At 70.5% G+C, this 19,240-nt stretch carries 18 protein-coding genes; 9 read left to right on the forward strand and 9 right to left on the reverse strand.

Going from position 1 to position 19,240, the window contains the following annotated elements; all coding sequences use genetic code 11:
• Positions 1-19 precede the first annotated feature (19 nt).
• The gene (locus VGB24_RS23300) at positions 20-646 is read left to right on the forward strand and encodes a response regulator (protein WP_331075327.1); all 627 of its coding nucleotides are present in this window, start codon (positions 20-22) and stop codon (positions 644-646) included.
• Positions 647-661: 15 nt separating this feature from the next.
• Entirely contained in the window at positions 662-1,129 is a 468-nt protein-coding gene (locus VGB24_RS23305) for a group III truncated hemoglobin (protein WP_331075328.1), read from the forward strand.
• Between the two features lie 59 nt (positions 1,130-1,188).
• On the opposite strand, the gene VGB24_RS23310 is transcribed toward VGB24_RS23305, so the two are convergent.
• Positions 1,189-1,896 (reverse strand): hypothetical protein, encoded by a 708-nt coding sequence (locus VGB24_RS23310; RefSeq protein ID WP_331075329.1) that lies wholly within the window; start codon positions 1,894-1,896, stop codon positions 1,189-1,191.
• 232 nt (positions 1,897-2,128) lie between these two features.
• Between VGB24_RS23310 and VGB24_RS23315 the strand changes: the two genes are divergently transcribed.
• Both VGB24_RS23315 and VGB24_RS23320 read left to right on the forward strand, forming a co-directional pair.
• Entirely contained in the window at positions 2,129-5,224 is a 3,096-nt protein-coding gene (locus VGB24_RS23315; protein WP_331075330.1) for a PAS domain-containing protein, read from the forward strand.
• 3 nt (positions 5,225-5,227) lie between these two features.
• Positions 5,228-6,757: a hybrid sensor histidine kinase/response regulator gene (locus VGB24_RS23320; protein ID WP_331075331.1), complete on the forward strand. Its 1,530-nt coding sequence runs from the start codon at positions 5,228-5,230 to the stop codon at positions 6,755-6,757.
• A gap of 20 nt (positions 6,758-6,777) precedes the next feature.
• Here the strand turns inward: VGB24_RS23320 and VGB24_RS23325 are convergent, their stop codons facing one another.
• Both VGB24_RS23325 and VGB24_RS23330 read right to left on the reverse strand, forming a co-directional pair.
• Positions 6,778-7,020, reverse strand: a complete 243-nt coding sequence (locus VGB24_RS23325; protein ID WP_331075332.1) for a DUF2164 domain-containing protein — start codon at positions 7,018-7,020, stop codon at positions 6,778-6,780.
• 216 nt (positions 7,021-7,236) lie between these two features.
• Entirely contained in the window at positions 7,237-7,533 is a 297-nt protein-coding gene (locus tag VGB24_RS23330) for a hypothetical protein (protein ID WP_331075333.1), read from the reverse strand.
• A gap of 463 nt (positions 7,534-7,996) precedes the next feature.
• On the opposite strand from VGB24_RS23330, the gene VGB24_RS23335 reads away from it, so the two are divergent.
• Complete coding sequence (locus VGB24_RS23335) at positions 7,997-9,502, forward strand: hypothetical protein (RefSeq protein WP_331075334.1); 1,506 nt, start codon at positions 7,997-7,999, stop codon at positions 9,500-9,502.
• 114 nt (positions 9,503-9,616) lie between these two features.
• On the opposite strand, the gene VGB24_RS23340 is transcribed toward VGB24_RS23335, so the two are convergent.
• The 4 genes from VGB24_RS23340 to VGB24_RS23355 form a co-directional block, all read right to left on the reverse strand.
• Complete coding sequence (locus tag VGB24_RS23340; protein ID WP_331075335.1) at positions 9,617-9,793, reverse strand: hypothetical protein; 177 nt, start codon at positions 9,791-9,793, stop codon at positions 9,617-9,619.
• Complete coding sequence (locus VGB24_RS23345) at positions 9,790-10,002, reverse strand: hypothetical protein (RefSeq protein ID WP_331075336.1); 213 nt, start codon at positions 10,000-10,002, stop codon at positions 9,790-9,792. Before VGB24_RS23345 ends, VGB24_RS23340 begins: the two co-directional genes overlap by 4 nt.
• Positions 10,003-10,050: 48 nt before the next feature.
• Positions 10,051-10,368: a hypothetical protein gene (locus VGB24_RS23350; RefSeq protein WP_331075337.1), complete on the reverse strand. Its 318-nt coding sequence runs from the start codon at positions 10,366-10,368 to the stop codon at positions 10,051-10,053.
• A 136-nt stretch (positions 10,369-10,504) separates the two neighbouring features.
• Complete coding sequence (locus VGB24_RS23355) at positions 10,505-10,687, reverse strand: hypothetical protein (RefSeq protein ID WP_331075338.1); 183 nt, start codon at positions 10,685-10,687, stop codon at positions 10,505-10,507.
• Positions 10,688-11,058: 371 nt separating this feature from the next.
• On the opposite strand from VGB24_RS23355, the gene VGB24_RS23360 reads away from it, so the two are divergent.
• Complete coding sequence (locus VGB24_RS23360; protein WP_331075339.1) at positions 11,059-11,409, forward strand: type II toxin-antitoxin system prevent-host-death family antitoxin; 351 nt, start codon at positions 11,059-11,061, stop codon at positions 11,407-11,409.
• A 3-nt stretch (positions 11,410-11,412) separates the two neighbouring features.
• Positions 11,413-12,210, forward strand: a complete 798-nt coding sequence (locus VGB24_RS23365; RefSeq protein ID WP_331075340.1) for a zeta toxin family protein — start codon at positions 11,413-11,415, stop codon at positions 12,208-12,210.
• Here VGB24_RS23365 and VGB24_RS23370 read toward each other — a convergent pair.
• Positions 12,207-12,899, reverse strand: coding sequence for a response regulator transcription factor (locus VGB24_RS23370; protein WP_331075341.1), 693 nt, complete (start codon positions 12,897-12,899; stop codon positions 12,207-12,209). The genes VGB24_RS23365 and VGB24_RS23370 overlap by 4 nt on opposite strands.
• Before the next feature lie 14 nt (positions 12,900-12,913).
• A complete protein-coding gene (locus VGB24_RS23375) occupies positions 12,914-14,476 on the reverse strand; it encodes a HAMP domain-containing sensor histidine kinase (RefSeq protein ID WP_331075342.1) in 1,563 nt (520 codons plus the stop codon).
• Between the two features lie 302 nt (positions 14,477-14,778).
• On the opposite strand from VGB24_RS23375, the gene VGB24_RS23380 reads away from it, so the two are divergent.
• Together VGB24_RS23380 and VGB24_RS23385 are read left to right on the forward strand one after the other, a co-directional pair.
• The gene (locus VGB24_RS23380; protein WP_331075343.1) at positions 14,779-15,675 is read left to right on the forward strand and encodes an ABC transporter ATP-binding protein; all 897 of its coding nucleotides are present in this window, start codon (positions 14,779-14,781) and stop codon (positions 15,673-15,675) included.
• Positions 15,665-19,237, forward strand: a complete 3,573-nt coding sequence (locus tag VGB24_RS23385) for a M1 family metallopeptidase (protein ID WP_331075344.1) — start codon at positions 15,665-15,667, stop codon at positions 19,235-19,237. Before VGB24_RS23380 ends, VGB24_RS23385 begins: the two co-directional genes overlap by 11 nt.
• Positions 19,238-19,240: the final 3 nt, after the last annotated feature.

Here is a 19,240-nt window from a genome sequence, read left to right on the forward strand (position 1 = left end):
AATCCGACGAAACCGAACCGTGCACAGCATTCTCATCGTCGAAGACACGCCGGAAATCGCCGAGGCCCTGCAGCGCCACCTGGAGCGGCGGGGATACGCCACGCTCCTGGCCACGCGCGCCGCGCAGGCCCTGCCCCTGGCCTGCAGCGAGCATCCGGACCTGGTCGTCCTGGACCTGGGCCTGCCCGACCGCGACGGCTACAGCGTGCTGGAGCAGCTGCGCGAGCGGGGGAACGACGTTCCCGTGCTGATCCTTTCCGCCCGGCAGGAAGAAGCCGACAAGGTGAAGGGCTTTCGCCTGGGCGCCGACGACTACGTGACCAAGCCCTTCGGTGCGCTGGAGCTGCTGGAGCGCATCGGCGCGCTGCTGCGGCGCAGCGCCCGGTCAGTGGCGCCCGAGTCCCGGGCCGCGGAGACCGCGGGCGGGCTGACCGACGGCGACCTGCAGGAACGGTTCGGCCTCACGCCACAGCAGGTGGTGGTCGCCCGGCTGCTGGCGGAGGGCCTTTCCAACGCCGAGATCGCGCGGAAGCTGTTCGTCAGCGGCCACACGGCCCGCAACCACACCTACCGCGTGCTGACGAAGCTGGGCATCACCAAGCGGGCTCGCGTGAACAGCGTCCTGCGCGGCGCCGAGGCCGCGTAGGCAAGGAAACGAGTGATGCTGAACGACATCCGCACACGCGAAGACGTCGAGCGCCTGGTGGAAAGCTTCTACGCCCAGGCCACGACCGACGACACCATCGGGCACCTGTTCACCGACGTGGCCCAGGTAGACTTCGTCCGGCACCTGCCGCTGATGTACGACTTCTGGGAAACGCTCCTCTTCGGGGTGCGCAAGTACAAGGGCAACGCCATGCGCGCCCACTTCGACCTGAACGACAAGGTGCCGCTCGTCGCCGAGCACTTCCAGCGCTGGCTACAGATCTGGGAAGCGACGGTCGACACGCTTTTCGCAGGCGAGAACGCGGAATCGGCGAAGGAAAAGGCGCGCTACATCGCGCGCTCCATTCAGCTTCGGCTGAGTGCCGCGACGGCGGCCCGCATCGAAAACGCCGGAGCGCCGGCAGGGCTCGGCACCTTCCCCGTTCGGACGGCATCTCCCGCCGGCCCGGCAATCGTGGGCTGACCATCTACGGAAAGGCGCGCCCTCGGCCATGTCGCCGAGGGCGCCGCACGCTGGGGAAATCAGTGGAGCCGGTCGATGGTCGTCGTCCGCAGGTACACCCGCTCGGGGGCGGGGGCCGGGGAGACTCCGGGCGGCACCGCCAGCAGCAGGTGAGCCACCGGGCCGCCGTCGTACCGCAGCGTCAGCGTACCGTCGACGACGGTGTACGTCCCCTCTCCGCTGGCCGGGGCAGCCGGGCCGCTCCACGCCGTCCAGGCCAGCGTCCCCCGCTCGCGGAAGCGTCCGTCCGCAGACAGCGTGATCGCCATCATGGTGTCGGCGCCGCTCAGCCATCCGTAGGTGGCCCCCGGGCGCACGTCGTTCATCACGTGCATCCGCCGGTAGCCCTGCGTGCTCCCCGGCTTGCGCAGCACCCCGTCCGCGCCGACGGTGAAGGCTTGGGGATCCGCCGCCTGCCGGGTGAACGTCAACTGGCTGCCGCTGACCGAGTAGGTGCCGCATTCGGAGCTGGCGCAGACGGCGGCCCAGTCCAGCGGCTGGTTCAGCCCCTCCTCCGGGGTGCCGCGAAACGCGCGTCCGTCGGCCAGAAAGGTGTAGTAGTCCGGGTACTGCTGGCCCGCGCCGTTCACCCGCAGGCCCATGTAGATGCCGGCCACGCCGGCGGCCGGGGGCGGCGGGACCTCGCTCTCGTCGGGAACGGTGACGCCGCTGCAGGCGGCCAGGAGCGCGAGCGACGCCGCGCGGAAGAAGAAGATGCTCGTGTGCATGGGAGCCTCTCGATGTGTTGGGATCGACGGGCGGGCACCCGCCCGCCGCGCCCCAATTCTGCACTCCCGCACGGCACGCCGCGTGAGCGAATCTGCTCATTTCTCCATGGGGACGATCGAGCCCCGGCGAGCCGCGCACACGCTTGTCGCCCAGCGCCGGACCCGATAAATTCTTTGCGCCGCACCACTTGAAGTGCCCTGCCCCGTTCGACCCTGCCGCCACGAAGGTCCCGTGAGCACCACCATCGACAGCATCAGCACCGCCCTGGGCGACGTCTGCGAAACCGCCGCGCGCGCCCTTGCCTGCACCGTGCACGCGAACCTCGACCCGTGGACGTCGTCGTTCCACGGCGACACGCGCGCGCCAGGGTCGGCGCACGAGCTGATGGTGCATTTCGGGGAGGATGGGCAGCCAGGCACGCTGCGGTTCGCGCGCGGCACCGCGTGGACGGATGCCGATCGCGCCGTCGCCGAGGGGTTCGCCGGGCTCGCCACGATGGCGGTGCGATCCGGCCAGGCGCAGTCGCGCGTCGCCGAGCTGGAGCGGCACGTGGACGAAGTTCAGGCGCTGGCGACGCTGGGCAGCTTCGAGTGGACCGTCGCCGACGACCGCATCACCTGGTCCGCCGAGCAGCTGCGCATCCACGGCCTGGAGGCGGAAGACGGGTTCCAGGGAGGGTTCGACGCCTTCCTGGAGTTCGTGCACCCGGAGGACCGCGAAACCATCGCGGCGCTCACGAGCGAGATGCTGCGCCAGGGCCACGCCGAAGCGGGCTACCGCATCGTGCGCCGCGACGGGCAGACACGCCGGCTGCACGCGCGCAGCCGGGTGGAGTTCGACGCCGCGGGGCAGCCCGCGCGCGTACTGGGAATGGTGCAGGACGTCACGCAGCTGCTGGCGGCCGAAGGGGAGCTGCGCGTCGCCAACGAGCTGCTGGAGCAGCGCGTCGTCGAGCGCACCGCGGAGCTGGCCACGGCGAACGACGAGCTCCGGCGCGCCGAAGAGCACTTCCGCCACCTGGTGGAGCACGGCACCGACCTGGTGATGATCTCGGGCGCCGACATGCAGCTGAAGTACGTAAGCCCGTCGGTGGAGCGGCTGCTGGGCTACACGCCCGCCGAGATGCTGGAAAAGCGCCCCGAAGACATGCTGCACCCGGACGACGTGATTCCCGTGTACGAGGGCACGCAGCAGATCCTGGACAACCCGGGCACGGTGCGGCGCTACGCCTGGCGCATCCGCCACAAGCACGGCGGCTGGCGGCTGATCGACTCCATCGGGCGCACCATCAACCCGCACAGCCCGGCCGACGGCGTGGTGGCCAACGGCCGCGACATCACCGAGCAGCGCGAAGCCGAGCTGGCGCTTCAGCGCAGCGAGGAGCATTTCCGGCGGCTGATCGAGAACGGCAGCGACCTGCTGATGATCTCCGCCGCCGACGGCCCGCTGAGCTACGTAAGCCCCTCCGTCGAGCGCCTGCTGGGCTACACGCCGGCCGAGATGCTGGCCAAGGTCCCCGTCGACGTGGTGCACCCCGACGACGTGGAACGGGTGATGGAGGTGCTGCGCGAGATCGCCGCGACGCCGGGCACCGTGCACCGCGTCATCTGGCGCATCCGGCACCGCGACGGGAGCTGGCGGGTGATGGAGGCGCTGGGGCGCACCCTCGCCCCGGACTCGGGCAACGACGGCATCGTGGTCAACGGCCGCGACGTCACCGAGCAGCGCGCCGCCGAGGCGGAGGTCGTTCGCCAGCGCGCGTTCTTCGAAGAGATCCTGAACGGCATCGACGCCGGGCTGATGGTGATGGACGCGGAGTGCCGGTTCGAGTACGCCAGCCCCGTGGCCGTGCCGGATCCCGAGATCCGCGAGTGGCTGATCGGCCGCACGAACGAGGAGTACGTGCAGAAGCGCGGGCTGCCGCCGGAGATCGGCGCGGAGCGCCAGGCCAGCATGGACGCGGTGATCCGCACCCGCCAGCCACACTCCTTCGTGCAGGCCGTCCCCCAGGCGGACGGCGGCACGCGCCACGTGATGCGCCGCCTGGTGCCGGTGCTGGACGAGCAGGGGCAGGTAATGCGGATGATCGGCTACAGCGTCGACATCACCGAACGCAAAGCCATCGAGGAGCAGCTGCGCGCCGCCACCGCCGAGGCCGAGCGAGCGCGCCACGAGGCCGAGCAGGCCAACCGCGCCAAGAGCGAGTTCCTCAGCCGCATGAGCCACGAGCTGCGCACGCCGCTAAACAGCATCCTGGGCTTCGCGCAGGTGCTGGAAGACGTGAGCCTGCCGCCGGAGTACCGCGCCGGGGTGCGGCACATCCTCAACGGCGGGCGGCACCTGCTGAACCTGATCAACGAGGTGCTCGACATCGCGCGCATCGAGGCCGACCAGCAGCCCATGTCGCTGGAGCCGGTGATGGTGCAGGCGGCCATCCGCGAGGCGGTGGACATGGTGCGCCCCCTGGCGTCCGCGCGCGGCATCTGGGTGGGCGAGGTGCCGCACCCCGCCGCCGAGCGCTACGTGCGCGCCGACCGCCAGCGGCTGACGCAGGTGCTGCTGAACCTCCTGTCCAACGCCGTGAAGTACAACCGCGCCCAGGGCACCGTCCGCATCGGCTGCGAGCCCGTGCGCGACGCGGCGGGACAGGAGCGCCTGCGCATCCGTGTCACCGACGACGGGCCGGGCATCGCCCCCGAGCGCCGCGACCAGCTCTTCGTCCCCTTCGCGCGGCTGGGCGCCGAGCACACCGCGGTGGAGGGCACCGGCCTTGGCTTGGCCCTTTCGCAGCGCCTGGCGACGGTGATGGGCGGAGCGCTGCTCCTGGAGCGCAGCGGGGACGAGGGAAGCACCTTCTGTGTGGACCTTCAGCCCGCCGCCAACCCCCTGGCAGGCGCACCGGAGATGGCGGCACGCGCGGAGCGTGGCACCGCGTCACACCCGCCCGCGACGCTGCTGTACGTGGAAGACAATCTCGCCAACCTGTCGCTGGTGGAAACGATCCTCCTTCCCCGCCCCGAGTGGCGGCTGGTGCCTGCGCTGCAGGGGCGGCTGGGGCTGGAGCTGGCGTTCGAGCACGCCCCCGACGTGGTGCTGCTGGACCTTCACCTTCCCGACGTGCACGGACGCGACGTGCTGCGCGAGCTGCGCGCGGACCCGCGCACGGCGCACACGCCCGTGGTCATCATCAGCGCCGACGCCACGCCGCGTACGGTGGATGCGCTGCTGGGGGAGGGCGCCGACGCCTTCCTCACCAAGCCGCTGGACGTCCGCGCGTTCCTCTCGACGGTGGAAGAAATGCTGGCCCGCCCCGCCGTCCGAGCCTGACCCGTGGACACCACCGCCTGCACCATCCTGCTGGTCGACGACGAGGAAGCCAACCTCGACCTGCTGGAGATCGTCCTGAAGCCCCGGGGCTACACGTCGCTGGTGCGGGTGAGCGACGCGCGGCACGCCGTAGCGGAGTTCCGCCGCGCCAGGCCCGACCTGGTGCTGCTGGACCTTCACATGCCGCATCGCACCGGCTTCGAGGTGCTGGCGGACCTGCAGGCCCTGGTGCCGGACGATGAGTACCTGCCGGTGATCGTCCTTACCGCCGACATCACCGCCGCGGCGCGGGAGCGGGCGCTGGCCAACGGCGCGAGCGACTTCGTCACCAAGCCGTTCGACCGCACCGAGGTGCTTCTGCGCGTCCGCAACCTGCTTCATACGCGCCTGCTGTACGGACAGGAGCGGCGTGCGCGCGAAGCGGCGGAACAGGCCGCCGCCCGCGACCGCCTGCTGGCCGACGCCAGCCGTCTGCTCTCCGCATCCTTCGACAACGGCACCGCCCTGGCGCAGCTCCGCGCCCTCCTGGCCAGCGGCTGGGGCGACATCTGCGTGGTGGACGTTTCCGAAGAGGTGCCGGCGCCGTCCAGCGCGGACGAGCCGTCCGGGCTGCTTGGCCAGGAGGACGCGCGCGCCGCCCTCGGTCCTGGTCTCTGGTCGTCGGCGGTGCGCGTGCCGGTGGCGGGGAGCGGGCCGTCCGCCGGATGGCTGGTCGTCGGGAGGACCGTGGACAACGCGCCGTTCACGGAAGAAGACGTGGCGCTGGGAGTGGAGCTCGGCCGCCGCGCCGGGCTGGCGGTGGAGAACGCCCGGGCCTTCCAGGCGGGGCAGAACGCGCTGGCCGCGCGCGACCAGGTGCTGGCCGTGGTCGCGCACGACCTGCGCAGCCCGCTCACCGCCGTGCGGTTCGAGGTAGAGATGCTGCGGCTGGACCCCGTGGGCCCCTTGGCGCCGGAGGATGCGCAGACGCTGGGCCGGGTGGAGCAGGCGGTCGGGCGCATGGACGCGCTGATCCAGGACCTGCTCGACGTGTCTCGCGCCAGCCGCGGCGTGCTGGCGCTGGAGCGCCGGCCGCTGGCCATGGGCCTGCTCATGGAGGAGGCCGCGGCGACGGTGCGGCCGCTGGTGGAGGCGCAGCGGCTGGAGTTCCGCGTCCACGGTCCGGCGCGCCTCCCCGTGCTGCAGGTGGACGGCGCGCGGGTGATCCAGGCGATCTCCAACCTGGTGGGGAACGCGGCCAAGTTCACCCGGCACCAGGGGCGGGTGACGCTCGGATGGGAGATGGTGGACGGTGCGCTGCGCATCTCCGTCACCGACGAGGGGCCGGGGATCGAGCCCGAGCAGGTGCAGCACATCTTCGGGGCGTTCTGGCAGGCGCGCCATGCGGACCGGCGCGGGCTGGGGCTGGGGCTGGCCATCACCCGCGCCATCACCGAGGCGCACGGGGGGCGCATCTGGGTGGAAAGCGAACCCGGCCACGGCGCCACCTTCTTCTTCACCCTCCCGGGATCGGCGTCCGACAATCAGGACTGACCCCGCCGATCAGGCCTCGATCAGCGCCCGGGGCGCTCCGGCTCGTACACCTCGCCCTCCAGGTCTTCCAGCTTCTTCAGCACGTACCCGCGGGCATCCTGCACACCCTGGTTGTACACCACGGGCCCCAGCTCCGCGACGATGAAGTCGAGCAGCTCGTTCGCCCTGAAGTCGCTCAGGGGCTCGTCGAAGTTGTCGTCGAAGAACGCCTTGAGGGAGCGAACCAGCCGCACACGCCGGTCATCGGCCAAACGAATCCGCATCGATAGCTCCCGAAGTAGGGAACGTGGAAGAGAGCACCCGCCGGGTGGACCCCCGGACAGAAAAAAGGGCGCTCCCGTGAGGGAGCGCCCTTTCCAACCTGCGGCGCAATCAGCTAGCCGTGTTACGGGCAGAGCCCAGGGGCTCTTGTCGCCAACCGCATATGCCGCGGTTTTCTCCCTCAAAGATATGCCTCCCCCGCCACCCTGTCAACGCCCTCAGTAGTAGTGCACGGTTCCGTGAGCCCAGAGGTCGAACTCGCTCCGGATCTTCGCGGCGATCAGGTCGTACTCGGCGTGGACGCCCCGCTCCCACGTCCGGCTCACCGCCCAGCTGCAGTAGTCCGCCACCTGCAAGCACGGCTCGCTGTCCGCCGCCCACGACGCGGTGTGGTAGCTGGTGCCCGGGGCTACCTGCGCCACGACGTTCGTGACTGCCTGGTGCATGAGCTTCCGCTTCTTCCGCGTTCCCAGGGACGCACCCACGACGAACAGCTCGTCCGCGGGAGTGGCCACTCGCCGGGCGAGCCGCCCGCACCGGCAGCGTATCGCTCGTGGCGTGGAACTCGGACATGTGGCCGTGTCCCTCCCATGCCAGCTCCCGCCGCAGGTCCAGGAGCGCGTTGCCGACCGTGTACTCACAGACGACCGTCGTCAGGATGAAGTAGCGGCTCGCGCCGGGCTTTCGGCTGAAGTCGAAGTTTCCGCTCTCGTCCGCGAAGACGTGGATACGGGGCATGGGATCTCGATGGGTGCGGTGGCCTCGCTCTGTTCACAATGTATACTTTGGATTGCGCGTGGCGGAAGGGCCGCGTGCCGGACCCTCGGAGAGCGTGAGGGGTGCACGAACAAAGATGAATCGTTCTGCTCACGAGGAGCGGAGCGGGAAACGGTATTCTCCCGTCGTCGCCGACGAGGTCGGTCGCGACCACGACTTTCGATCCCGATTCCTGGTCCCCCTCTGCGAGGAGAACTTTCCATGAAGCTCGACACCCTGCGCCTGGCCGGCGCCCTGTGCACCCTGGCGATCTCCACCGCCTGCGCCGACAACGGCATCGTCACCCCCGATACCCCGGAGCTCACCAGCATCACGGTGGCCGCCGAGGAGAACCGCACCGAGCTGCCCGTCAACGGCGCCCTGCAGCTCACCGCCACCGGCCGCGACCAGGACGGCGCCGCCATGCAGACCGGCCCGCTGGCCTGGAGCAGCGCCGACACCACCCGCGCCAGGATCGACGGACAGGGCGTGGTGACGGGCCGGGCCAACGGCACCGTGATCCTTACCGCCGCCAGCGCCACCGGCATCAAGGGCACGCTGACGCTCACCATCCGCGGCGCCGTGCACCGCGGGCCCATCACGCAGAGCGAGACGTGGCGCGAGGCCGACAATCCGCACTACGTCGCCGACGACGTGGTGGTGGCCGGAGCCAGCTCGCCGCGGCTGACCATCGAGCCGGGCGTGGAGATCCGCTTCGCCGAGCACGCCGCCATCTTCGTCGGCGGACAGCAGCCGGGGAGCCTGACGGCCGACGGCACCGCCGCGAAGAAGATCCGCTTCGTCGCCGATGACGCATCGCCGGACAAGGGCCACTACTACGGCGTGTACTTCGACCGCCACACCGGCGCCGGGTCCAGCATCCGCCACGCCGACTTCAACCACTGCGGCATCGATCGGGGCCAGGTGAAGGTGGGCGCGGACGCGTGCATCGCGGCGGTGGAGCCCAACGTGGCGCCCACGATCGCCGACGTGACCATCCAGAACAGCGGCAGCAACGGCATTGTGATGATGGACGGCGGCGCGTTCGGGCCCGGCTCGGCCAACGTCAGCGTCAGCGGGGCGGAGCTCTTCCCGCTGGTCATCGGAGCCGACTTCGCCGGCACGCTTCCGGACGGCGGCACCTTCGCCGGCAACGGCACCAACCGCGTGCGCATCTTCTCCAACGAGCCGGTGACGCGGACGCAGACCTGGGCCAACCTGGGGATCGCCTACTCCGTCAGCACCGACCTGATGATCGGCGGCGGCGGCTCGCCGGTGCTCACCCTGGCGGACAGCGTGGTGCTCCGCATGCCATCGGGCGCCACCGTGTACGTGGGCAACTGGTCGGGGAACGGCGAGCCCGGCGGCCTGGTGGCGCTCGGCAGCCGCACGGAAACGGCCGCGGGGCCGGTGGTCTTCACCCGCATCACCGCCGATTCGGACGCGCCCGGCAAGGGCCACTGGGACGGCATCCTCTTCGCCCGCCAGGCGCTGGGCGACAGCCGGCTGCGGAACCTGTCGGTGGAGTGGGCCGGCGGGAGCGAGGGCGCCATCCTCACCCGCGGCGACCGGGGCGCGTTCATCACCGACAGCTTCATCACGGGTTCGGCCGGCTGCGGCATCTGGGTCGATCCGATGGGCACCACGCCCACCGACCTCTCGGCCGGCGCGCTGAACAACGTGTTCGCGGACAACGACGGCGCCGCCTTCTGCGTGGGCGACTTCTAACGGCACGCGGCGAGGACCCGGCGGAGCGATCCGCCGGGCCCCGGGGCACAAAGAAGCGGGGCGCCGGATCGTTGGATCCGGCGCCCCGCGCTGGCCTGGCCGTTCAGCCGCCGGTCAGGCGGAGCGGCCCTGCCAGGGGCAGCCGCGCTTGCTGCACACGAGCCGATGGCCGGCGAGCCCGCCGGCCTTTCCGAACGTTTCCTGCCGCAGCACGGCGTCGCCGCACACGGGGCACACGGTTCCCGTTCGTTCGCCCTGCTTGGGCTGCCGGAGTCCGGGTGTCTGCGTCATGCGGGGCTCCCGGGCGCCGCATCCACGCGCATCTCCGCGCGCAGCTTGGCGAGCGCGGCTTCGGAGGTGGCGCCGATGGCGAAGCTCACCGGTCCGGGGAGGTCCATCATGTCGCGGCCCGTGGCGTTCTCCGGCGGCTTGGTGCCGGTGTGCCAGGCGATCCACGTTCCGCCCGTGCCGGTGGTAAAGGTGATGTAGCCTTCGGTCATGCAGCTCCCGCGGGAGAAAGGGGATGGCCCTTGCCGGCGCCCACGAGCCTACGCGGAGCGAAGCGCGGTGCGGATGCGGCGGGCCACGCCCTGCAGGCGGCCGGCGGCCTGCGGATGCTGAAGGCTGGGCAGGAAGTGCACGTAGCTGCGGGCCTTGTTCAGCGCCTCGATGCGCTGCCTGCCGAAGCGGGGCTTTTCGCGGCGGATGCCGTCGCGGCACTGGTCCAGCAGCGTCCGCAGGGTCGCCAGCTTGGCGTCGCCGTCGGCGGCGGGGGCCTGCAGTTCCTGGCTGAGCTGGAGGGCCGTGTTGAGGCGGTCCGAGCTTTCGGCCGACATCACGGGACGCGGTTCGATCGGAGATGACATGAATCACTTGGGGCATGGGAATACTGCATGCTGCCCGGAGTGGGGAGTCATCCAGCCACTGTAGAACCCCGCGAGATCAGGAACGGTCCCCCGCCGGCGCGCGGCGGCAGGAGCCGCCGAGCGCCGCGGAGAAGGTCTACCGGCGGTTCAGGAGGTTGTCGATCCTGGTCCACTCCTGCATCAGGTCGGCGCGGTCGTCCGCGTCCAGGGCTTCGCCGCCGCCCGATCCGTCGCCTTCCTTCATCAGCTTCATCAGCCGGTCGCGCCGCTGCTCCAGCCGGGCGCGCTCCGCGTCGGTCAACGTGCTCGCGTCTGTCACTGCCTGCTCCTTTCCATGGAATGCCGGGTACCTGCGCGTCCGGGCTGCGACCTTCGTGCCCAGCCCCGCGCCGGATCGGAATCGGCTGCATCCGCCACAGGATGCCCGCGCTCCGCTGGCGGGAACAGATGGTGATCGCGCCGGTACACCCATCGGGAGCCGACAGCACGAACGCCCTGTGGACATGGCGCCAACATGGTTGCCTTTGCTTGCTTCGGCGTTAATCTTGAATCGCGGGTCCGAGGCGTCAGGGTCAGAACCCCACAACGGGAACCACTGTGCGAACGGTCAGAACGCTCCGCAATATGCGGAAAGCCTTCAAACCTGTACGACTGGCGAGAGGCCAGGCGCCTTACAGGACCATCGCTACATTGAAGGCCATCATCAAGCGCAGGTACGGCGCGGATACCGGCCCCGTGGTGATGACCACGAGGGAGGCACGCGACGAATTCAGCTTGCTGCTCAAAAAAGTCTCACGGCATGGGACGGTCATACTCAGGAAGCATCACTTGAACAAAGCCGTCGTCATGTCATATGAGCAGTATACCGAGTTGACCCGCCGCAATCCCGGGCTTCCGACCCGGATGGCCGCCAGGCACGATGCGCTCTTCGAGGCCATGCAGGCACCTTCCGCTCGCCGTGCGATGCGCAGCGCGTTTGCCGCTCCACCGGAAGAGATGAGCAAGTCCGCCGTTTCCGCGGCGCGCCGGCCATTCGAGTGAGCAGTGGGTGAGCGACCCTCCATCTATGTCATCGCGGGCGTCAACGGAGCTGGCAAGAGCAGCATCGTTGGCGCCCACTTCGTTGCGACTGGCACTCCGTATTACAACCCCGACGTAGCCGCCCGCGAATACCGGCACGCAAGACCTGGGACAGGCGTGGAGGAGGCCAACATCGCTGCCTGGAACGAGGGCAAGCGCCTGCTCGAGAGGGCGATCGACGAGGGGCGTGACTTCGTTCTCGAAACGACGCTCGGGGGGAATACCATCACCGCGCTGCTGGAGCGCGCGGCCGCGGAAGGCTTCGCCGTACGCATCGCGTTCGTCGGCCTCGATGATGTCGGTCTGCACCTGGAAAGGGTGAGGATGCGTGTACGCCGTGGCGGGCACGACATCCCCGTCCACAAGATCCGGGAGCGGTACGACCAGGCTCCCAGGAACCTGATCCGGCTTCTCCCCCATGTCACCGAACTCCGCGTCTTCGACAACAGTGCGGCGGGGGACCCGGCAGAAGGCGTAGAGCCGAAACCTGTGGAGATTCTGTACATGGCGCACGGCAGCATCATCCGTGCGCTTTCGCGGGACGCCGTTCCGGGCTGGGCTTGGGCATCTTCGATGCCGCCCACAACCTGCGGCCAGGAGCTGGCGAATCGCACCCGCAGGAATAGCGATAGGATGCATCCCGCCCGATGCACCCCTTTTTCTGATCGACGGCTCCGCATCCCCCCCGTTCCCCCTCCCCGGGAACTCAGTCTCCCGCCGATTCCAGCGCGGCATCCACGGCGGTCCACGTCCAGGGGCTAGCGCTGGAGGCGGTAGCCCGCCTTCCAGGCCGTGAGGACGTGGCGCGGATGTGCGGGGTCGGCCTCGATCTTCCGGCGAAGCTCCGCGATGTGGGTATCGACGGTTCGGCTCTCTACCGCGGACCGGTGGCCCCATACCTCGCGCAGGAGATCGACGCGCGAGGCGACCCGCCCGTTGCGCCGAAGAAGCGCAACGAGGAGGTCGAACGCCTTGGGCGTGAGGTTCACCGGGGTGCCCCCCACCAGCACCCGCCGGCTCTCCACCTCCACCACCACGTCGCCAAACGACTCTCCGGCCGGCTCCGCCCGCTGGCCGGGGTGGCTGGCGGCGCCGCGGCGCAGGAGCGCTTCCACGCGCGCAAGCAGCTCCATCAGCCCGAACGGCTTCACCATGTAGTCGTCGGCCCCCAGCCGAAGTCCGCGCACCTTGTCCACCTCCTCGCCGCGCGCGGAAAGGATGAGGACCGCGGCCTCCATCCCCGCCCCGCGAAGCTCCGCAAGCACCTGGAACCCGTCCATCCCGGGGAGCATCAGGTCCAGCACCACCAGGTCCGGGCGAAACTCGCGCGCGGCCTCCAGCACGGCCGTTCCCTCGTGCACCGCCCGAACGGCGTACCCCTGCACCTCCAGGTTCACCTGCAGGCCCAGCGCAAGGTCGCGGTTGTCTTCTACGACGAGGACTCGTTTCACCGGAATTCGCCGGTTCAGGGTGGCGCATCGAGGAGGGTGATCACGAAGCGGGCACCGCCCCCCGGCGCGTCTTCCACGTGCACGGTGCCGCCCAGCGCGCTCGCCAGCTCGCGCACAATCGTCAAGCCGATGCCGCTTCCCGTGGGGGAGGACGGCCCCACGCCGTGGCGCTCGAACGGCCTGAAGATGGTCTCGCGCGCGGCGACAGGCACTCCCGGTCCCTGGTCGTCCACCCGCAGCACGACCCGGCCGGCCTCGGCCGCCGCGCCGACGGAGATGGTCTGCCCCGCCGGACCGTACTTCACTGCGTTGTCCAGCAGGTTCAGGATGATCCGCCGCACGGCGCCCCGGTCGGCCCAGGCCAGCGTCCCTTCCGGTACCGCGTTCACGATCGTCGCCTCGTGGGCCGCGGCGATGGGCGCCAGGCTGACCACCGCATCCTGGGCTTCGCGGCGCAGGTCGACCGCCGCGAACGCCAGGTGCTCCTTTCGCTGGTCCAGGCGCGCGAACTGGAGCACGTTCTCCACCAGCTCCGACAGCCGGACCGCCTCGCGGTGCAGGATGGCGACGAAGCGCTGCCGCTCCTCGTCGGACCGCGCCCGGCCGTAGCCCAGGGTCTCCGCGAACATGCGGATCTGGGCAAGCGGCGTACGCAATTCGTGGGATACGCTGGTGACGAATTGTGATCGGAGGGCGGTCAGGTGCATGGCGCGCCGCAGGTGGTAGAGCGCCATCAGCACCATCCCCACGGAAAGCGCGACCAGGCTCATCAGCGTGCTCGTCCACCCCCCGCTCCGGGATTGCACCAGGCGCGCTCGCGCCTCGGGGCGCACCGAAACGGTGGTGAGGAGGTCGCCCAGCAGGTCGACGGCCAGCAGGATCGCCTGCTCCCCCTCGGCCGAATGGTAGATGGGGGTGCCGAAGTACGTGAGCACACCCACCACCAGCAGCGAATCGTTGGGCTGCAGGCCGGTGAGGGCGGGCGGCAGAAGCGGCCGGCCCCGCATCACCCGCCGGAACGTGGCCTCCAGCATCGGCGTGCCGTCCGCCACGAACCCGTACGCACGCGCGGGGCGGCCGCCGGCACTCTCCACGACGCGGTACGCCACGATGGACGCGGTGGCGGAGTCCGCCAGGAAGAGAAGGCCCGGCTCCGACGTCCGGCCCCTGGCCTGAAAGGATTGCAGGAGCGCGTCCGCCAGCGAGGCCCGGCCGGCAGCGCGGAAGGGTGCCCCCGTCACTTTCAGCCCCGTGGCCGAGGGAAAGTCGACGGCGAAGGCCGCGCGGACGACGGGGGGTGCGGGGCAGTCGCACGACGCCAGCGCGGCCGGGTCCAGCAGGATCGCCAGGTCCGGCGACGCGCCCCTGGCGCCGGCGGCGAGAGAAAGGATGGAAGTGGCGGCGCGGCGGATCTCGTCTTCGGACCGCCGCGAGAATTCCCACGCCGCGACGGACGCGTAGTCCCTCAGGGCGCGCTGGGCGGCGTCGCGCTGCGCGTCGTCGGCCCGCAGCGCCTGGATGCCGAGCACCCCGGCCAGGAGGAACGCCCCCGCCAGGAAGGTGACCGGCACCAGCATCGCCGTTTCTCGCCAGTGTCGGATCGTTTGCTTCACACGGGGCCAAGCTGGGGGTGGGACGAGTGCGTCGAGGTTCCAATTACGCCTGCCGCGGCCCGCGTGAAAAGAGGGACGGCCGCCCATTCACAAAACTCTTACAAACCCCTGACGCGAGCCCCATCGGACGGTCCGCGGCGGGTTGCATGTTTCAACCATGAGCGGAACCCGGCGCGGGTCGCACCGCCGCTCTCTCCCGGGCGCCGCAAGGCGAAACCCTGTCCGAATCCACGCGGCAGCCCCGCCGTCCACCGCAGATCATCCCGATGCTCACCATCACCAATCTTTCCAAGACCTACCCCAACGGCGTCCGAGCCCTGCGGGGCGTCAGCCTGACGATCGAGCGCGGTCTGTTCGGCCTGCTGGGCCCCAACGGCGCCGGCAAGTCTACGCTGATGCGGACCCTGGCGACGCTGCAGGCGCCGGACGCGGGCCAGATCACCTTCGACGGGCTGGACGTCGTCGCCGAGCCCGAGCGGCACCGGCGGCAGCTCGGTTACCTGCCGCAGGACTTCGGCGTGTACCCGGGCATCTCTGCCCAGCTGCTGCTGGACCACCTCGCCGTCCTGAAGGGGCTGACCGACCGCAAGGCGCGCCGGGAGCAGGTGGATACGCTCCTGGAGCAGACCAACCTGTGGGCGCACCGGAAGAAGGCGGTGAGCGGCTTCTCGGGAGGGATGCGGCAGCGCTTCGGCATCGCGCAGGCGCTGCTGGGCGCCCCCAGGCTCATCATCGTGGACGAGCCGACCGCCGGGCTGGACCCGGAGGAGCGGAACCGCTTCCACAACCTGCTGAGCGAGGTCGCCGAGAACGTCGTGGTCATCCTGTCCACGCACATCGTGGAAGACGTGCGGCAGCTCTGCCCGCGGATGGCCATCCTGGCCGGCGGCGAGGTGCTGCGTTCGGGCGCCCCGGCCACGCTCGTCGCCGAGCTCGACGGGCGCGTCTGGCGCAAGACCGTCGACAAGGCGGCGGTGGATGGATATCGCCGGCGGTTCCGCGTGATCTCCACCCAGCTGTTCGAGGGGCGCACACGCCTTCACGTGCTTCACGACGGCCTGCCCGAGGCGGGTTTCGCGCCGGTGGAGCCCGGCCTGGAAGACGTGTACTTCTCCATCCTGCAGACGCACGCGGCCGCGGCGGAGGTGCGCCATGCTGCCTGAGCTGATCCGCTTCGAGTGGGGCTTCCACGCCCGGCAGGCCGCCTTTCGCATCGCGGTGCCCATGTCGCTGGGGCTGGGCTACCTGCTGCCCGTCGTGGGCTACGGTCCGCGGGGAACGCACCTGAACTCGCCGTTCACCGTCATGCAGTCGGTGGGGCTGCTCTCGCTGCTGAGCATCTTCGTGTTCACCGTGTTCTGCGCCAACGCGGTCAGCCGCGACGCCGAGCACGGGATGCGGGAGATCGTCCATGCCACCTCCATCGGCAAGTTCCGCTACCTGGCGGCGCGCTTCGCGGGTGCGCTGGCGGCGACGGTGACCGTGTTCTGCTTCGCGATCGTGGGACTGCTGGCCGCGCCGATGTTCGCGGAGATCGACCCCGCCCGGCTGGGGCCCGCGAGCCCGGGTGCCTACGCCTGGGCCCTGGCGGTGATGGCGCTTCCGAACCTGCTCTTTGCCGGCGCGGTGATCTTCAGCGTCGCCGTGCTGTCGCGCAGCGTGCTGGCCAGCTACGTGGGCGGGCTGTTCCTGTACATGGTGTACATGGTGGTGGCGATGCTCATCGACTCGCCGCTGATGCAGTTCGCGGCGCCGCAGTCGCCGGAGACCCTGGCCCGCGCGGCGCTCATCGACCCGTTCGGCATCTCCGCCTTCTTCCAGCAGGCCTGGTACTGGACGCCGGCACAGCGGAACACCCAGGTGGTGGAGCTGCGGGGGTACTTTCTCGCCAACCGGCTGCTGGTGGTGGCGCTGGCGTCCGCCATCCTCGCGGCCACCTGGCGCGTCTTCTCCTTCCGGCTGGCCGGGAACGCGCCTAGCGCCGCGAAGGCGCAGGAAGCCAGCCCGGCCGTCGGCCGCCGCTATCGCCCGGCGCCGGTAGCGCCGGAAAGCGCCGCCGGCCGGTGGGCCGCGGCCCTCGCCGCCATGCGGGTGGAATTCCGCGCGACCGCCGCCAGCAAGCCGTTCCTGGCGCTCCTGGTCCTCTGGGTCGCCGTCGCCGCCATCAGCGTCGTCGACGGGCCGGTCGAGGACTATCGCACCCGGCTGTACCCCACCACCGGGGCCATGCTGGAGGCGGTGGAGATGCCGCTGGCCTTTCTGGCGACGCTGATGATCGCCTACTTCGCGGCCGAGGTGGTCTGGCGCGAGCGGGTGGTGCGGGCGGACGAAATCGTGGATGCCACCCCCGCGGACAGCGGCGCGTTCTTCGCCGCCAAGGCGGGCGCGCTGGTGCTGCTGGCGTGGCTGATGGCGGCGGTGGGGATCCTGGTGGCGGTGGGCTACCAGCTCGGCATGGGCTACACGAGGGTCCAGCCCGGCGTGTACCTGTCGATCTTCCTCTTCACCGGCCTGCCGCTGGCCCTCTTCGTCGTGGTGGCCGTGCTGGTGCAGACGCTCAGCCCCAACCGCTACCTGGGCATCTTCGTCGCGCTGGTTCCGGGGATGATGATGCTGAGCCCCGAGGCCTTTCAGCTCAGGCACGGGCTGCTGCGCCCGGGCAACCCGCCCCGCATGGCCTACTCGGAGATGAACGGCTTTCTGGGCGCCGGCACGTGGGCACTGTACATGGCGTACTGGGCCGGCTTGGCGGGGCTGCTGGCGCTCGTCACCATGGGGCTGTGGCGGCGCGGCCGGGCGCAGACGCTGCTCGGCCGCATGCGGGCGCTGCCGCGGCGGTGGGGCGGGCGCGGGCTGGCGGGGGCACTCGCCTGCGTGGCGGTGGTCCTGGCCGCCGGCGGCTTCGTCTTCTACGACACCAACGTCCGCGCCCCGTACGAAACCGGGGAGGACATCGCGGACTGGCGCGAAGCCTACGAACGGACGTACCGGCGCTACGAGCACCTGCCCCAGCCGAGCGCCGTCGCGCTGCGCACGACCGTCGAGTTCTTTCCCGGGGAGCGCCGCTTCCGCGTGTCGGGCGCCTACACGCTGCGGAACCGGACGGCGCGGTCCATCGACACCGTGCTGGTGTCGGTTCGGCGGGAGCTTCGCCCGGAGGTGATGGAGCTGCGGGGCGCGCGCCTGGTGCGGTACGACGCGCCCTCGGGCATGTACCTGTTCGTCTTCGGCCGCCCGCTCGCCCCGCGGCAGACGACGGAGCTCCGCTTCCGCATCCCTTCGCCGCCGAACCGGGTGCCGGCAGCCGGCTTCGACTTTTCGGTGGTGCGAAACGGGAGCTACCTGACACGGCAGGCGGCGTTCCCCCGCCTGGGCTACGTGGTGGGGTACGAGCTGGAGCACCCCTACATCCGCCAGCTGCGCGGGCTGCCGCCGCCACGCGCGGGGACGGGAATGCTGAACGACCCGTCCCACGACGACCAGCGCGACGGCCTGCTGACGCTGGATGCCACCGTGTCCACCTCCGGCGACCAGGTGGCCGTCGCCCCCGGCGAGCTGGTGCGCGAGTGGCGGCAGGGCGGACGCCGGTACTTCCGCTATCGCACCACCGGGCCCGTGACCCCCGTGTACGCCTTTGCCTCGGGCCGGTACCAGGTACGGCGGGTGAACCACCGCGGCGTGAGGGTGGAGGTGTACCACCACCCCCGCCACGGCGCCAACGTGGCGAAGATGCTGGCGACGGCCGCCCGGTCGCTCGACCTGTTCAGCGGCCGGTTCGGGCCCTACCCGCACCGCCACCTGCGCATCGTGGAGCTGCCGCGCTACTGGAACTTCGGGGCGTTCGCGCTTCCCGGGATGATCGTGATGCCGGAGAACCGGGGGTTCCTGACCGACGCCGGGAGCGGCGGGAACGTGGACCTGGTCACACGGCGCGTGGCGCACGAGGTTTCGCACCAGTGGTGGGGGCACGGGCTGTATCCGGCGCGCGTGGAGGGGGGCACCATGCTGGTGGAAACGCTGGCGAAGTACTCGGACCTCCGGGTGCTGGAGGCCATCAAGGGCCGCGCCGACGTCCTTTCGCTGCTGCGCTTCGAGCGTGAGGCGTACCTGCTGTGGAGAACGTACATGCCCACTCCCGAGCCGCCGCTGGCCCGCGTGGTGGACCTGGAGCACGTGTACTACTCCAAGGGAACCATCGTGATGGAGGGCATCCGCGACCTGATCGGGGAGGATGCGCTTGACCGGGCCCTCCGGCACCTCATCCGGACGCACGGACCGGGGATGCCGCGCGCCACGGTGGCGGACCTGCGGGCGGCGTTGTGGAGGGAGACGGTGCCGGAGCACCGGGCACTGATCGGCGAGTGGATCGACGGCGTGACGTTCTACCACCTGCGCGTGGAGTCTGCCGCCGCGCAGCCGCTCCCCGGCGGGCGCTGGCGCGTCACGGCGAAGGTCAGGGCGCGGAAGACGATCGACCCGGGCGGCGGAACCCCAGTCACGGAGGCGCCGCTGGATGAGGACATCGACGTGGCCGTCTTTGCGGGCGACCCGCACGACACGCGAGCCACGCCGCTCTACGCCGGCAAGCACCGCCTGCGCGGCGGCCTGGCCGAGCTGACCTTCGAGATGCAGGGCCGGCCGGGGTACATCGGCCTGGATCCGTTCGAGCGGCGCATCGAGGCCGAACGGGCCGACAACGTGCGGCAGGTGACGGTCCGCCCGTAACGC

The sequence above is a fragment of the Longimicrobium sp. genome, from assembly GCF_036399935.1.
Lineage (GTDB): Bacteria > Gemmatimonadota > Gemmatimonadetes > Longimicrobiales > Longimicrobiaceae > Longimicrobium.

Coding starts and splice junctions, on each gene's coding strand:
- VGB24_RS23305 (WP_331075328.1), top strand. CDS start 662: ATGCTGAACGACATCCGCACACGCGAAGACGTCGAGCGCCTGGTGGAA.
- VGB24_RS23310 (WP_331075329.1), bottom strand. CDS start 1,896: ATGCACACGAGCATCTTCTTCTTCCGCGCGGCGTCGCTCGCGCTCCTG.
- VGB24_RS23325 (WP_331075332.1), bottom strand. CDS start 7,020: ATGCGGATTCGTTTGGCCGATGACCGGCGTGTGCGGCTGGTTCGCTCC.
- VGB24_RS23335 (WP_331075334.1), top strand. CDS start 7,997: ATGAAGCTCGACACCCTGCGCCTGGCCGGCGCCCTGTGCACCCTGGCG.
- VGB24_RS23340 (WP_331075335.1), bottom strand. CDS start 9,793: ATGACGCAGACACCCGGACTCCGGCAGCCCAAGCAGGGCGAACGAACG.
- VGB24_RS23345 (WP_331075336.1), bottom strand. CDS start 10,002: ATGACCGAAGGCTACATCACCTTTACCACCGGCACGGGCGGAACGTGG.
- VGB24_RS23350 (WP_331075337.1), bottom strand. CDS start 10,368: ATGTCATCTCCGATCGAACCGCGTCCCGTGATGTCGGCCGAAAGCTCG.
- VGB24_RS23375 (WP_331075342.1), bottom strand. CDS start 14,476: ATGCTGGTGCCGGTCACCTTCCTGGCGGGGGCGTTCCTCCTGGCCGGG.
- VGB24_RS23380 (WP_331075343.1), top strand. CDS start 14,779: ATGCTCACCATCACCAATCTTTCCAAGACCTACCCCAACGGCGTCCGA.
- VGB24_RS23385 (WP_331075344.1), top strand. CDS start 15,665: ATGCTGCCTGAGCTGATCCGCTTCGAGTGGGGCTTCCACGCCCGGCAG.